Below are 14,444 nucleotides of genomic sequence, written 5' to 3'. Positions count from 1 at the left end.
CCGCGCGGCCCGCTTGTATTCCCTGGCGCCCAAGACATGTTGCATTGCAACAATATAGCCAACCCCAGGGAGCTCCCCATCCCATGACCAAGATCGACTTGGCGCTCCAAGGCGCACCCATTCGAACGCCGCTCGCGAAGGCGGCGCGGCGCGATGCCAAGATATGGCTCTGTCTGGGACTGATCGCCTTGGACGCGGCGGCGCTCGCGGTGGGCTTCGCCGTGACGTTGATGATCGAGCAGCCCCGGATCATTTCGGAAGGATTGCTGACCGCGATGCTGGGCGCCTTGTTTGTCCATTTCGCGATCGCTTTCCAGAATCAGGCCTATAATCCGCGCTGCCTGACCCGTCCGGTCAAAAGCGTTCGTCAAACGCTGCTGTCGTTCGCGACGACCCTGTTCGTCTTCCTGCTGGTCGCCTTTTCGTTCCGGCTGACCGGCAAGATGCCGCGTCTGGCGGTCGGCATGGGCATGGTGACCGCGGTGACCTTGTTGGTAAGCCAACGGCTGTTACTGTGCCGGATCGTGCGCCGGGCTTTCGGCGACATGACTGCCGAGCTCGTAATCGTCGACGGCGCGAACCTGCCCACTGCCTATTTTGGCCGCGAGATTATCGACGCACGCGCGTCGGGGCTCCGCACCGATCTTGACGACCCCTATATGCTCGATCGCCTCGGCACCGTGCTGCAGGATTACGACCGGGTGACGATCGTTTGCGCGCCTGAATACAAGGTCGAGTGGGCGCGCGCGCTGAAGGGCGTGAACATCGTCGGCGAGATCGTGATGCCCGAGATCGCCGAACTGGGGCCGCTGACGACGCGCCAGCGCGGCGGGGTGACGACGCTGGTGGTGTCGTGGGGCCCGCTCAACCGGGCGAACCGGGTGAAGAAGCGCGCGCTCGACCTCGCGGTCACGATCCCGGCGCTGGTCCTGCTCTCGCCGCTGCTGTTGATCGTCGCGCTGGCGATCAAGCTCGATTCGCCCGGACCGGTCTTTTTCCGCCAGGAGCGGATGGGGCGCGGCAACCGCATCTTCCGGATCCTGAAATTCCGCAGCATGCGCGCCGAGACGACCGACGCCAACGGCGCGCGCTCGGCGAGCCGCGACGACGACCGGATCACGCGCGTCGGACGGTTCATCCGCGCGACGAGCATCGACGAGCTGCCGCAGCTGATCAACGTGCTGTCGGGTGAAATGAGCCTCGTCGGGCCGCGCCCGCATGCGCTGGGATCGACCGCCGGGAACGAGCTGTTCTGGCGGGTCGACCGGCAATATTGGCACCGCCATGCGCTCAAGCCGGGTATTACCGGCCTCGCCCAGATCCGCGGGTTTCGCGGGGCGACCAACACGAAACGCGATATTCTCGACCGGCTCGAGTCCGATCTGGAATATCAGCATGGCTGGTCGTTGCTGCGCGATGTTTCGATTTTGGCGCGCACCGCGCAGGTGCTCGTCCACCGCAACGCTTATTGAGCGGTGCCCCGTGGACGGCGCTTAGCCGTCCACGATTTGGGGCGCGCGACACGCCAGCGCGGTCTCGAAAGCTTCGGCGCGATTTGTCGCGCGCATCAGCCCCGCATAGTCGCCCGTCCATTGATCGGCGAAGCCCGCGACCTTGCCATAGCTGTTGTCGAGCAGCACGTGCGGGATGTCGAGCAGCAGCGAGAGGATGTGTGCGTGCAGCCGGTCGGTGACGACCAGCTCGCCGGTGGACAACATCGTAAGGCCGCGCTGGAACCGCCATTCGGCGAGACGCTGCTGCCGCGCGGCGCGTTGCACCATCGGATCGCGGGTGAGGAGGCGGCCGAGCCCCAGCGACAGGCGCAGGCGGCGTTTCTGGCCGGCATCCTCTTCGAGCCAGTCGTCGGCGACCACCCCCGCGGGCAGCGCGGCATCGCCGGCGGCGCGTTCATGATCGGTGCGGAGCAGCGCGAAGACCGGCGCGGTGGCGGGATCGCGGCGCTGGCGGCCGAGCATCAGCGCCGCGTCAGGGCAAAGCCGGATATCGCAATCGAAATGCTGCTCGGCAAAGGCGAGCGAGCGCGCGTCGCGGACGAGCAGGGTGAATTGCCCGTGCGCGCGGATCGCCTCGGCCATTTCGGCGGCGGCGGCGGGGTCGGCATAGTGGAGCGACTGCGGCATCTGGACGATCGGGTGGCCGCGATGCGTGCGAAGCAGGTGCAGGCGGAACGCTTCGTGCTTGGGCCAGAGCGTCCCCATATTGCCGCCGCCGTGGATCAGGATCGGCCCGTCGCCGATCGCCGCCCGGCACGCCGCGTCGTCGAAATCGGCGATCGCGGAATAATAAGCGGGAAGGCGGCCCGACTGGCGCAGATACGCCATCTCGCCGAGCCAGATCGCCGAATCGCCGACATTCGAGTGGTCGGGGAAGTCGACCAGCGCGAGCGGGCCCGCGGGGATCACCGCGTCGAGCACGCGCGTGAAACGCTGGGCGAGTTCGCCGACGAGCTGGTCGGCGGTCTTCTTGGTCATATCGGACTCTTTCTGAAGCGTTTGAACAGGAACAGGAAACGGCCGCGCCACGCGCCCGAGATGGCGAGCAGCGCGATTCCGTAGAAGAGCGCGCCGATCGCGGTGAGCAGCAGCAGCGACTGCCAGCCGGCCAGATGCATATCGAGCAGCCGCATCGCGATCGCGAGCGCGATGCCCATCACCGAGGAAGCGATGAGCGGCGCGCCGACCGCGCGCAAGCTGTCGACGGGGCGAATGCCCGAGGCGCGGCGGAGCAGCCAGATCTGCAGCGGCAGGGTGAGGTAGGCGCGCCCGACATACGAGACGGCGACGGCGAAGAGCCCGTACGGGAGCGCCGCGAGCGTCAGGATCACGCCGAGTGCCAACTGCGTCGTCGAGAGCGAGATCAGGCTGCGCGACGCGCCGAGCACGCTGAGCGAGGGCGAGGCGAAGAAGTTGAGCGTGAAGGGCACCGCCATGAAGGCGAAAATCTGCGCGAGCTGGCCGGCTTCGGACCATTTGGCGCCGAACACGGTGGGGATCGCGACCGGCGCGAGCGCACCGAACCCAACGAGCGCGGGAAAGGACAGCGCCGACGCGCGCGCAATCATCCAGCGATAGGCTTTGCGCAGCTCGGCGGGGTCGTCCTTGACGCGCGCGAGCGTCTGCACCGCGACCTGCGTGAAGGGCTGGATCGCGCCGCGACCGATCAGCTCGACGGTGCGCCACGCGGTGCGATAGACGCCCACCGCGGCGAGCCCGATCCCGGCGCCGATCGCCATCTCCTGCACGCGCACCGTCGCGAGGAAGGCGAGCTGGACATAGATCAGGCTGGCGTTGAGCATCAGATTACCGCGCAATATGACCCAGTCGAATTGCCAGCCGGGCTTCCAGTCATAGGAGGCGCGCGACAATATGACCCCGACGATTTCGGTCACGAGGCGCTGGATGACGAGGCTCCAGAGGCCGAGCCCGGCAAAGGCGGCGGCGACCGCGCAGGTGCCGCCGATCAGCCCGCCGACGACCGAGCGGAGCGCCGTGGTGCGATGCCCGAACTCGCGCAGGCGCAGCGCCATATGCGTGGCGCCGAAGGAGGAGATTGGCAGCGCGAGGCTCATCACCGCGAGCGGCAGCGCGATATCGGGCGCGCCCATCCAGTTCGCGATCGGCTGCGCCAGCGCCATGATCAAGATCGCCGAGAGGAAGGAGAAGGCCTGCTGCGACCGATAGATGGTGTCGAGGAAGGCCGGACTCAGCTCCTTCTTTCGCGCGATCGTCTGCACCAGACCCGCAGTCGCGATGATGCGGAACGCCTCGGCGGTCACCGCCATCACCGCGAAGGCGCCGATGTCGGCGCGCGTCAGCAGCCGCGCGAGGATCACGAAGACGACGAACGAGAAGATCTGGTCCGACAGGAAACGCGTGATCGTCCAGCCGATCGAGCTGCGGCTGCGCGCGCGTAACCCGTCGTCGAAGCGGGCGGGAAGGTCAGCGTTCAAGCAGGCGTCTCGCTTTCAGCATCCGCATGCGCGCGCGTTCGACCTGCCGCCACACCCTTTGCCGCATCGAATGATAGAGCGGATCGGTCTTGGGCCCGAAGCGCGAATTGCCGATGTCGGAGACGATCGCGGCTTCGAGGATCGGCGCCGGATAGAGCGCGAGATTGGGCAGGCCGTGCGCCCATGACCGGTCCATCTCGTCATCGATCGGGCGGCGGACGGTGCGGCAATGCCCTGCGAGCCGCCGCGCCCCTTCGAGCGTGATCGCATAGCCCTGCGTGCCATAGGCGAGCCCGACCAGCTCGACGATCGCGCGCGAATGCTGGAGGAAGTCGCGCCGCACCACGCGCTGCCAGGTCGGGCGTTTGGCGTAGAGCCGAAGATAGTCAATACCCTCGGCGTGAAGGTCGGTGCGCGCGAGCGGTTCGAGATACGCCCAGTCGACCACCGTATCATCCTCGAGGACGATCGCCTGCCGCACGCCGCGCGCGACCATGTCCTGCCAGATCGAGAAATGGCTGGCATAGCAGCCGATCTCGCCCTTGCTCATCGGCCGGCCCTTGTTGCTGCGGATCGCGGGCTCGTCGATCGTCATCCCCGGCGCCGGGCCGGTGCAGGCATCGAAGAAACGCCACACAAGCGACGTGTCCGCCGCGCGCGCGGCAAAGGCCGCCCGGCGGGCCGCGGCTGATTCGAGCGACACCACCAGAACTTCGGTGGTTTTGCCCGATTCGGGTAGGGAATCACCCACTTGGATCGCCTTTTTGCTTGCGGTTGCGCATGGCTGCGCGGTTCAGAACCAACGACGGGCCGACGCGATCCTTGGTAGCGGGCAATTATTTGAGAGCGAAGGCACCGGCGCTCCGGTCGTCCGGTCAACGGGGCAACTCGTCTTCGCAGGTGCAGCATATTGTTGACCGGCATGCCGTCGACAGCCGATTGGAACGGTGCGGGGGCACTGGACAGGCGTATCTATGTTTCAAGTCGCAGTCGTCATACCCGTGTGGAACGGCGAAAAGGTGCTCGGCCGTTGCCTCGACGCGCTCGCGCGCCAGACGCTTCCGCATGACGCCTATCAGATCATCGTCGTCGACAATGGATCGAGCGACGCAACGCGCGAGATTGCGCGCAGCTATCTGGGTGTCGAGCTGCTCGAAGAGCGCCGCCCGGGCTCTTATGCGGCGCGCAACTTCGCGATCGGGCGCGTCCGCGCGCCGATCATCGCGTTTACCGACGCCGATTGCGAACCCGCGCCCGACTGGCTCGAGCAGGTGCTGCGCGCGGCGGCGGCGAATCCGGGGTTCGGGGTGCTCGCGGGCGAGATCGAGCTGTTCGACGAGATCGCGCAGGAGCGTGAGGTGTTCGGCGATTACGAGCGGCTGTTCAGCTTTCCGCAGGCGCATGCCGCGCGCGGCAATTGCGCGACCGCCAATTGGGCGAGCGAGACGGCGTTGCTAAAGGCGCTCGGGGGGTTCGATGCGGCGCTGAAATCGGGCGGCGACCGGCAGATGGCGCTGCGCATTCGCGATAGCGGCCATCCGCTGATCTATGTGCCGGCGATGGTGGTGCGCCATCCGGTACGCGCGAGCCGCGCCGAACTGGTACGCAAGCGCCAGCGGCTGAGCGGCGGGCGCTGGGATCGCACCCGGCGGCGTCCGCGCCTGATCCATGTGCTCGGGATTACCGCGGTCGATACGATCCGGCGGCTGCGCCGCGCGGCGATCTCGCGCGAGTTATCGTTTCAGCGGCGGCTGGCCGTGATGTGGCTGACATTGGAACTCGCCGGGGTGGCGGTGAGCGAATATCTCAATCTCGCGGGGGGACGAAAGGCAGCACGCGACTGATGACTCCTCCCCATGACGCTCCCCGTTTTTCCGTGGTGATGCCGCTCTATAACAAAGCCGCGCATGTCCGTGCGGCGATCGAGAGCGTATTTGCCCAGACGTTTCCGCCGCACGAAATATTGGTGATCGATAATCGCTCGACCGATGGCGGGCGCGAGATCGTTGCCGCGATCGGCGACGCGCGGATCCAGCTGCTCGACCTGTCGACGCCGGGGCCGGGCGGCTATGCCGGGCGCAACATCGGCATCCGCGCGGCGCGCGGCGACTGGATCGCCTTTCTCGACGCCGACGATCTTTGGCAGCCCGATCATCTTGCAGTGCTGGCCGAAGGCATAAGCGCCGACCCGGATGTGCGCGCGGCGGCGACGCGGTTCGACCATGTGTTCGAGGATCGCTCTCAACCCCAGCGGATCGCGCCGGAACTGGAGCAGCCGCAAAGCTTGGACCTAGCTGGCTTTCTTGCCGCCTGGCTGGCGGTGCGCGAATGCCCGATGTGGACCGGCGCGATCGCGATCCGGCGCGATACTTTGTTCGAGGCGGGGCTGTTCCCCGAAGGCCGTGCGGTGCGCGGCGGCGACAAGGATCTGTGGCTGCGCGTGCTCGCCAAAGGCGCGCTGCGGTACGATCCGCGCGTCACCGCGGTCTTTCACCGCGACAGCGACAATAAGGTCAGCAAGTCGACGACAACGCTCGACGTGCCCTGCCTCGTTGCGACCGCGCGCGCGATGCTTGCCGGAGCGGGCGGGCGCGAGACGGCGTTGCTGCGGCGGCTCGTGAACCAGGAAATCGCGCATTATGCGCGTTATGCGATGAAATATCCGGGCCGCACGGCGATCCGGGTCGGCGATCTTTATCTGCCCGAGGGGGCGGGCACCGCGGCGCTGCTGCTCGCCGCGAAGCTGATCCCCGCATCGGTCCGGCAATCGAGCTATGCCCTGCGCAACCGGATTCGCGCGCGGGCGTGAAGCTGGCCCGCATCTTTGGCATCCTGCTCACCGGCGGGGCGTGCCTTGCTGCATGGCTTTCGCTCGCCGGCGGGCTGGTGCCAATGCTCGATGTGCTGGCGTCGTTCCTGCCGATATTTGGCGTGGCGGTGCTGGTCGGATTGCTCCTCGCCCGGCCGCGCCTGCGCTGGGCTGTCGTCGCAGCGCTGGTTGGCCTGACGCCGGTCGCGATTGGCGTGATGCCCGAGCTGACGCGCGCGATACCGACCGCGCAAAAGAGCACGACCCGGATCCGGCTGCTGACCCACAATGTCTGGCAGAGCAATCGCGACCCCGCCGATACCGCGCAGGCGATCATCGACGCCAAGCCCGATGTCGTGATGCTGCAGGAGGTCGACGGCAGTTTCCGCCCGATGCTCGCGGCGCTGGACCAGCATTTCGCCTTTGCCACCAAATGCCCGCCGGGCTGCGACCTCGCGATCTTCTCGCGCTGGCCGATCGCGGACAGCGACTATTTCCTGAAGGATCCCGGAGGCCGCAAATTCGGTCCCGCGATGCTCTGGGCGCGGGTTGCGGAGCCCGGCGGCGATCCGTTTACCGTGGTGACGCTCCACTATCTCCGCCCGACATCGCGCGATCAGGCGGTGCGCAGACACGATGTAGCGCGCGCGCTGGCACGGATCGAACGCGGCTCCTTGATCGTTGGAGGCGACATGAACCTGACCCCCTGGGCCGCGGCGATGCGTGAGCAGGACCGCGCCTTCGCACCGCTCACCCGCATGACGCGCGCGCTGCCTAGCTGGCCGCGCGCCTTTCCCGTGCTGCCGATCGACCAGCTTTATGCCGGGCCCGATTGGGGACTTGTGTCGGCACGGCGGTTTCCCGCCACCGGGTCGGACCATCTGCCGCTGCTCGTGACGCTGGCGCGCCGATGAAGCGCGCGATCACCTTTGCGCTGCTCGGCAGCTGCGGTTTTGCGGTGCCCGCGCTCGCCCAGCAATCGGATGCGACCGACGGGCTCGGATCGGTTTCGAGCGAGAATAGTTACGGGCGCGACCGCAATATCGGTGTGCTCGAACGCCGCCGGCCCGATTACACGCCCGAACCGATCCAGCTCGGCGTCCTCGAACTGATGCCGCGCATGGCGATCGGTGCGGGCTATGACGACAATCTCTATGCGCAGGAGAATGACCGGATCGGCGACGCCTATCTGCGCCTTCGCCCGCGCGTTTCGCTGGTGCGGCCTTCGCCAACGCTCAAACTGTCGCTCGATGGCGAACTCGACCTCTTGCGCTACGCCGACCGGGCAAGCGAGAATGCTACGCAATATTCGGTGAATGCGGGGGCGCTTTATACGATCAGCAAGTCGGACACGCTGAACCTGACGCTGCGCAACGGGCGCTACAGCCAGGAACGCGTCTCGCCCGATAGTCCGACGCAGGCGTCGCGGCCGGTGCGCTTCACGCTGAGCGGGGGGACGGCGACCTATACGCATGTCTTCAACCGGCTGCGCGTGCGCGGCGTCGTCGATGTCGAGAACCGCAATTACAGCGACAGCGTAACGCCGCTCGGCGATCCGATCGACCAGGATTTCCGCGACCACACGACCTACACCGGCACCGCGGTCGGCGAATATGCGCTAAGCCCGAGCATCGCGCTGTTCGTCGCGGGCTCGCTCAACAAGCGCGACTATCGTGAGCGCATCGGGCCGGTGCCGGCGCGCGATTCCAAAGGTTTCGAGCTTGCCGGCGGCGCGAGTTTCGAACTGGGCCGCAAGGCGCGCGGGGCGCTGCGGCTTGGCTATTTCCAGCAGGATTACCGGCCGGTCGAGTTCGAGGACGTCTCGGGCCTCCTCGTGCGCGGCGAGCTGGCCTATTTCCTCACCCCGCTGGTGACAATCACCGGAACGGTCGACCGCGGCATCAAGGAAACCGGCGTCAATGGCGCGACGGGCTATCTCGCGACCAATATGACGCTGCGTGCCGATTACGAGCTGCTGCGCAATCTGATCATCAGTGCGGGTGGCGAGCTGGAAAAGCGCGATTTCAACAATATCGACCGGCGCGACGACCGCTGGACCTGGCGCGGCAGCGCGTCGTACCTCGTGAGCAAGCGGTTGGCGCTGCGGCTCGACGTCCAGCGACGCACCCAGTCGAGCTGGGGCGCGACGGCGGGCCGCGAATTTACGGACAATCGGGTTTCGGTGGGGCTGACCTTCTCAGGCTTGTGAGGCGTTCACCTAGAGCTGTGTGTCCCCGCGAAGGCAGGGACCCATCTCCTGCGGGTTCAAAATGGCACCGGCCGGAGATGGGCTCCCGCCTTCGCGGGAGCACGCGGCTTTTTCAATTACAGATGGCTGTGCTCTGGGCGGATTTCGGTTTGAGACGCTCGGCGCGATCCGTAGAGCGCACCCTCGCACGCCGCGAGCAGTTCGGGCGGCGCAAGGCGGTTGATATAGCCGTCGGACCCCTGATCGGAGAGCAGCTTCGCCGGGATGCCGCCGACGACGCCGCGCTCGGGCACGTCCTTCGTCACCACGGCGTTGGCGCCGATCGCCGCCTCCGCGCCGACATGAATCCCGCCGATTACCTTCGCGCCCGACCCCAGGAAGGTGCGGTCGCCGATTACCGGCGCGCCGCGCCTGCCGCCGCGGTTCATATAGCCGAGCACGACGCCGTGCGTGATGTTGACGTTGCTGCCGAGCACCGTGTCGCCGTGAAAATAGAAGCCGCCGAAGCGATTGAGGAACAGGCCCGGCCCGATCTCCATATATTCGGGGATCGCGAAGCCATATTTATAGCGCGCGCGCAGCAGCAGCCATTTGGCAAAGGGATAGAGGCCGAACGCCTTGGCGGGCTTGAGTTTGAGCCAGCCCGTCGTGCGCATCAGCACCGTATATTTATACCCCGGGGTGAAGGCATAATGCTTGGCGAAGGCGCCGAAGCCGACGCGTCCCGCATAGCGGTAAAGGTCGGCGGCGAGCAGCGCCTTCAATTTGGCGAAGCTCACCGGGCAACCGCGCCGATGCGGCTTGCCCGCCTCGTCGGACACGGGTTCCTCGAACGCCGGAACGGGCGTCAGCGATGCGGTGGCCATATCCATCAGAAATAGCGCTCGCCGAAACGGATCGTGTCACCGGGAAGCACCGCGAAATCGGCGCTCATCGGATATTCCTGCTCGCCAGCTTCGCCCGCGCGTTTGAGGAAGACGCGCTTCTCGTTCGCGCGATAGGTGAAGCCGTCGGCTTTCGCGACCGCGCCGCGGATGGTGAGGCCCTGCGTATAAGGATATTCGCCGGGCTTGTTCACTTCGCCGAGGATGTAGACGGGGCGGAAATTGGCGACCTGGACCGAAACCTGCGGTTCGAGCAGATAGCCGTCGCCGAGTTTTGCCTCGATCGCTTTGGACAGCTCCTCAGTCTGGAGTCCCGCCGCCTTGACCTCGCCGATCAGCGGGAAGGCGATCGTGCCTGCGGGCGAAACCTCGAAATCGCCGGTGAGTTTCTCTTCGCCATAGGTCGCGACCTTGATCTTGTCGCCCGGCGAAAGGACGAAAGCCGTGGCGGGGGGCGGCGCGGCGCCGCTGCCCGCGGGCGGGGGTTGGCCGGCGCCCCCGCCGAGCGCCATCAGCGCCCCCGCCAGTGCGATCTGCATGTGCCATTTCATGAACTTACTCCCGGACGATAGGCTGATATATCTTCGATTTCGGACGTGGCGGACGGCGCGCGCAGCGCCGCCTCGATCCGCGCCCAGTAATTTGCGGCCGCCTGTTCGACGCCATAAGCCAGCGAGCGATCGCGCGCCCGCGCGCCGCAAGCGCTGCGGCGCGGCTCGGCGAGCACATCGACGAGTGCTGCGGCAAAGGCTTCAACGTCATCGGTCGGCACCAACGCACCGGCATCGACATCGATCCTGCCGCTGATCGTATCGCGCGACCGGCCGGCCAGAATTTCGGACGGACCCGACGCGCAATTGGTCGCGACGACGGGGACGCCGCACGCCATCGCCTCGACCAGTCCGTTGGGGAAGCCCTCCGCATTGGAGGGCATCGCGTAAGCTTGCGCGCGCGCGACCACCGCGAAGGGATTGGCGACGAAGCCCGGCATGTCGACCCGGTCGGCGATTCCAAGCGAGGCGGTGAGTGCTTGAAGCGCGCCGCGCTCCGGTCCTTCGCCAAGGATGACGAGGCGTTCGTGCGGCGAGGCCTGCGCATAGGCGCGCAGCAAGAGCGGAAAATTCTTGTTCGGCATGAGCCGTCCGGCCGAGACGATATAGCGATCGGCAGGCACGAAGGCGGGCGGTTCGGCAGCCAGTTCGGCGATGCGCCGATGGTCGACCGGATTGGCGATCGCCGACATGCGCGCGCGCGCGACGCCGAAATTGGCGGCAAGATCGTCGACCACGCCTTCGGACACCGCGATGACATGCGCGGCGCGCGGATAGACGATGCGGACCATCGCCTTGGCGGCGCGCGCATTGCCCAGATGGGCGCTGGTGTTGACCCGCTCGCTGATCAGCCAGGGCCGGCCGCGCCCCGCCATCGCCCAGGCATTGGCGATATTAGCGCGGGTCAGGAAGCTGAGCGTCGCATCGGGCGACACGCGCCCGACGAGCGCGCGAAGCTGGGTCAGGCTCGGCAGCAATTTGTGCCGGGCATCGAGCTGATGAACCTCGACCCATTCGGGTACGTCATAGGCGCGCGGCTCGTCGTCGAGCAGCGCGAGATGGATATCGTAGCGCGCGCGCCAAGGCACGGATCCTGCCAGCAGGGTGGCGAGGACGCGCTCGGCGCCGCCCCCCGCGAGCGAGTTGATCGCGAATAAAATCCGCTTTCGGTGCAGCATGGTTCCTCGCTGGAGTTTCGGGCGGAATTCGCCTCTGGAGAACTCCTACCACGGGCATTTGTTGCAGTGCACACAGCGGCGCCCGCTTCATCGTCTCGGCGGGGCATCTGGCCGATTTCAAAGGGTTTCGCGCCGCGATACGTCTATCAGGGCGGACATCGACGAACGATTTTGCGGAGGTATTTAATGGACATTCGGCGAGTCGAGTGTCTGGATGGCCTGCGCGGCGTCGCGGCCCTCTGGGTGCTCATCGGGCATATGATGATTCTGACCGGTTTCCGCTTGCCGCTGATCGGCAAGCCCGACCTCGGCGTCGACCTGTTCATCCTGCTCTCGGGCTTCCTGATGATGTACCAGTACCGGCTGCGTGCGGGCAGCGAAGACTGGGACGCGCCCGGCACCTGGGCGGCTTTCTGGACGCGCCGCTTTTTCCGGCTGGCGCCGCTTTTTTATGTGACGCTCGCCGCGGCGTTGATCGCGGGGCCGTCGATCTATGCCGACCGCGTCGCGATCGACAGCTTCCTCGGCCAGGCGCTCCAGCCGGCCGAGCGCTATACCGATGCGAGCCTCACCAATATCGTGATGCATCTGACCTTCCTGTTCGGACTGCTGCCCGATTATGCCTTTCGCACGCCGCTGCCCGACTGGAGCCTCGGGCTCGAAATGCAATTCTATCTGCTCTTTCCTTTCCTGATCCTGCTCGGACGGCGGATCGGCTGGATTCCCGCGGCGCTGGTCGCGGCGGGCGGCGGTGTGGCCATCGCCTTGCTCGCCGGAGCGGCGGGGCTCGACTATCCGATGCCGTCCTTCCTGCCATTGAAGCTCCAGCTTTTCCTCGCCGGCATGCTGATCGCCGCCGGTCCGGGGGAGAGCCTTGCGTGGCTATGGGTGCGCCTTGGCGCCGCGATGCTGCTCGCCGCGATCCCGATCGGGGGCGATCAGGACCTGCTCCATTTCGCGGTGCGCGAACTGCTCGTGTTCGGCTTTTTCGCGCTGGTCCATTGGCGCTCGCTCGGGGCGATCGGCTGGGTTTCGCGCCTGCTCGGCAGCCGGCCCTTTTATTGGCTGGGCGAGCTTTCTTACGGGACGTACCTCATCCATTTGCTGATCCTGCAGCCGGTCGCGGCGGCGGTGATCGGACAGTTCGGCACCGGGCTCGGCGCCGCGGGGCGGTTCGTCCTGACCGGGGCGATCGTGGTGCCGGTGACCTACGCCCTTGCTTTTGTGACCTATAAGCTCGTCGAGCTGCCCGGGCAGCGGCTGGGCAAGGCGATGATCAAGCGTGTGGCCGGGGGCAGCACGCCGCGCGCGCTTCAGACGGTGCCCGAAAAGATCGCGGCGCCCTAGCCACAGGATATGGAAATGGATCGACGAACGCTTCTGACTTCGATGGCCGCCGCGGCCGCCGGCAGCGCCTGCACCGCAAAGGACGCCGGTTCCGGGTCCGACAAGACCGGACGGCCGACGCTGGCGATCGAGTCCGACGGGCCGGGGCGCTGGCGAGTTCGCAGCTGGGCGTGGCGGGAAAATGCGTGGCACCCGCGGATCGCGCGCGCGGCGCGGACCGGTGCGGGTATCGAAGTCAGTGGGCCGATCGATGCGGCGGACCGGGCGAAAGTCGTCGCCCGGCTCGGCGCCTAGGCTTCCACCGCGTCGGAATAATTGGGCGTGCGCGGGGCGGTCCGGCCCGGCGCGAGCGTGGCGCGATAGACGTCGAGCGTGTCCTCCGCCGCCTTGTCCCAGCTGAAGCGCGCGCGCACGGCGTCGCGGTCGACCTGAAAATCGGCGCAATCGGCGTTCAGCCGCTCGGCGAGCGCCGTGACATCGCCGACCGGAAAATAGTTCGGCGCGTCGAGCCCGATGTCGAGGTTGGCCGGGATGTCGCTCAGCAGCATCCGCGCGCCGCAGCTCGCCGCCTCGAGCGCCGCGATCGGCAGGCCTTCGTGATAGGAGGGCATCACGAACAGCGCGCAATGTTCATAGAGGCACTTCAGCGTCGCGCGCGACTGGACGCCGGCAAAGGTCACGCGGTCGCTCGCGCGTTCGAGAAGCTCGCGGGCATATTCGCTTTCGTGATCGGCCGAACCCGCGATGACCAGCTTCGCCGTGCAATTCGACCGCTCATAGGCGTCGATCAGGTCGTGCAGGCCCTTCTCGGGAACGAGCCGCGCGACGGCGAGGAGGAAGTTGCCGTCCTCGAGGCCCAGCCGTTCGAGCACGAGCGCCGGGTCGGCATCGCCGGGCAGGTCCGATGTGCCGTTGGGAATATAGGCGATCGCGTGCGCGCGTTTCGGGAAGCTTTGCCGCAGCTGCGCCGCCAGCGAGGGTGAGACGGCAATGACGCGATTGGCGAAGCTGAGCGCCAGCCACTCGCCGGCGCGCAGCGCGGTGCGCGCGGCGAGGCCCCATTTGGCGCGGTGATAATCGGTGCCATGGTGCGTCACGACGACCTTCAAACCGAGCAGCCGGGCCAGCGGCGCGAGCAGGCCGGGGCCGATCGCATGGATATGGATCAGCCCGGCGCCGCGCTTGCGGGCGGAAAGGACCGCGAGCAGGGTCGACACCACTGCCTCCAGATTTTGCGAGCGCGGGCAGGGGATGCCGACGATCTCGACGCCGCGATGCTCGCCCACCGGCTCGGGCAGATAGGGCGCGCGGCCGAGCACCACCGAACGGTGATCGGGCCAGATCGCCTTGATCCGCGGGAGAAGCTCCTCGCAGTGACTTTCGATCCCGCCCATCACATGCGGGAAGCCGCGAAGGCCGGTCACGCAGATGACGGGCGCGTCCGCGGGGGCGCCGGAAGACAGACTTGTCCGTTGCAGCATTGTCAAACTCCATTA

Annotated in this window: 14 protein-coding genes; 7 read left to right on the top strand and 7 right to left on the bottom strand. The window is 66.8% G+C overall.

Annotation, left to right across the window (positions count from 1 at the left end):
* Nucleotides 1-83 precede the first annotated feature (83 nt).
* Nucleotides 84-1,472, top strand: coding sequence for an exopolysaccharide biosynthesis polyprenyl glycosylphosphotransferase (locus FG91_RS15200; protein WP_037516423.1), 1,389 nt, complete (start codon nucleotides 84-86; stop codon nucleotides 1,470-1,472).
* A gap of 21 nt (nucleotides 1,473-1,493) precedes the next feature.
* Here the strand turns inward: FG91_RS15200 and FG91_RS15195 are convergent, their stop codons facing one another.
* Genes FG91_RS15195 through FG91_RS15185 form a run of 3 tightly spaced genes read right to left on the bottom strand, consistent with a single transcriptional unit; the run spans nucleotide 1,494 to nucleotide 4,721 of the window.
* Entirely contained in the window at nucleotides 1,494-2,492 is a 999-nt protein-coding gene (locus FG91_RS15195; protein WP_052187685.1) for a polysaccharide pyruvyl transferase family protein, read from the bottom strand.
* The gene (locus FG91_RS15190; protein WP_037516421.1) at nucleotides 2,489-3,970 is read right to left on the bottom strand and encodes a lipopolysaccharide biosynthesis protein; all 1,482 of its coding nucleotides are present in this window, start codon (nucleotides 3,968-3,970) and stop codon (nucleotides 2,489-2,491) included. Before FG91_RS15190 ends, FG91_RS15195 begins: the two co-directional genes overlap by 4 nt.
* A complete protein-coding gene (locus FG91_RS15185; protein ID WP_081940624.1) occupies nucleotides 3,960-4,721 on the bottom strand; it encodes a glycosyltransferase family 25 protein in 762 nt (253 codons plus the stop codon). The genes FG91_RS15190 and FG91_RS15185 overlap by 11 nt, the downstream gene beginning before the upstream one ends.
* Before the next feature lie 223 nt (nucleotides 4,722-4,944).
* Here FG91_RS15185 and FG91_RS15180 point away from each other — a divergent pair, with 223 nt between their 5' ends.
* The 4 genes from FG91_RS15180 to FG91_RS15165 are packed head-to-tail and all read left to right on the top strand — an operon-like array spanning nucleotide 4,945 to nucleotide 8,988.
* Nucleotides 4,945-5,814, top strand: a complete 870-nt coding sequence (locus FG91_RS15180) for a glycosyltransferase (protein WP_037516419.1) — start codon at nucleotides 4,945-4,947, stop codon at nucleotides 5,812-5,814.
* Nucleotides 5,814-6,779 carry a glycosyltransferase family 2 protein gene (locus FG91_RS15175; RefSeq protein WP_037516417.1) on the top strand — a complete coding sequence of 322 codons (966 nt, stop codon included), beginning with the start codon at nucleotides 5,814-5,816 and terminating at the stop codon, nucleotides 6,777-6,779. Before FG91_RS15180 ends, FG91_RS15175 begins: the two co-directional genes overlap by 1 nt.
* Nucleotides 6,776-7,693: an endonuclease/exonuclease/phosphatase family protein gene (locus FG91_RS15170; protein ID WP_052187684.1), complete on the top strand. Its 918-nt coding sequence runs from the start codon at nucleotides 6,776-6,778 to the stop codon at nucleotides 7,691-7,693. The genes FG91_RS15175 and FG91_RS15170 overlap by 4 nt, the downstream gene beginning before the upstream one ends.
* The gene (locus FG91_RS15165) at nucleotides 7,690-8,988 is read left to right on the top strand and encodes an outer membrane beta-barrel protein (RefSeq protein WP_037516415.1); all 1,299 of its coding nucleotides are present in this window, start codon (nucleotides 7,690-7,692) and stop codon (nucleotides 8,986-8,988) included. The genes FG91_RS15170 and FG91_RS15165 overlap by 4 nt, the downstream gene beginning before the upstream one ends.
* 116 nt (nucleotides 8,989-9,104) lie before the next feature.
* Here the strand turns inward: FG91_RS15165 and FG91_RS15160 are convergent, their stop codons facing one another.
* Genes FG91_RS15160 through FG91_RS15150 form a run of 3 tightly spaced genes read right to left on the bottom strand, consistent with a single transcriptional unit; the run spans nucleotide 9,105 to nucleotide 11,601 of the window.
* Nucleotides 9,105-9,860: a serine acetyltransferase gene (locus FG91_RS15160; protein ID WP_081940623.1), complete on the bottom strand. Its 756-nt coding sequence runs from the start codon at nucleotides 9,858-9,860 to the stop codon at nucleotides 9,105-9,107.
* The gene (locus tag FG91_RS15155) at nucleotides 9,860-10,423 is read right to left on the bottom strand and encodes a polysaccharide biosynthesis/export family protein (RefSeq protein WP_037516413.1); all 564 of its coding nucleotides are present in this window, start codon (nucleotides 10,421-10,423) and stop codon (nucleotides 9,860-9,862) included. The genes FG91_RS15160 and FG91_RS15155 overlap by 1 nt, the downstream gene beginning before the upstream one ends.
* Entirely contained in the window at nucleotides 10,420-11,601 is a 1,182-nt protein-coding gene (locus tag FG91_RS15150; RefSeq protein ID WP_037516411.1) for a glycosyltransferase, read from the bottom strand. The genes FG91_RS15155 and FG91_RS15150 overlap by 4 nt, the downstream gene beginning before the upstream one ends.
* Before the next feature lie 186 nt (nucleotides 11,602-11,787).
* On the opposite strand from FG91_RS15150, the gene FG91_RS15145 reads away from it, so the two are divergent.
* Nucleotides 11,788-12,948, top strand: coding sequence for an acyltransferase family protein (locus FG91_RS15145; protein WP_037516409.1), 1,161 nt, complete (start codon nucleotides 11,788-11,790; stop codon nucleotides 12,946-12,948).
* Between the two features lie 15 nt (nucleotides 12,949-12,963).
* A complete protein-coding gene (locus FG91_RS15140; protein WP_152568127.1) occupies nucleotides 12,964-13,242 on the top strand; it encodes a hypothetical protein in 279 nt (92 codons plus the stop codon).
* Here the strand turns inward: FG91_RS15140 and FG91_RS15135 are convergent.
* Complete coding sequence (locus tag FG91_RS15135; protein ID WP_052187682.1) at nucleotides 13,239-14,429, bottom strand: glycosyltransferase family 4 protein; 1,191 nt, start codon at nucleotides 14,427-14,429, stop codon at nucleotides 13,239-13,241. The genes FG91_RS15140 and FG91_RS15135 overlap by 4 nt on opposite strands.
* Nucleotides 14,430-14,444 lie beyond the last annotated feature (15 nt).

It is taken from the genome of Sphingopyxis sp. LC81 (assembly GCF_000756375.1).
In the GTDB taxonomy this organism is placed as follows: Bacteria; Pseudomonadota; Alphaproteobacteria; order Sphingomonadales; family Sphingomonadaceae; genus Sphingopyxis.
Note: the sequence above shows the minus strand (reverse complement) of the source record. Positions and strands in the feature narration are given on the sequence as shown.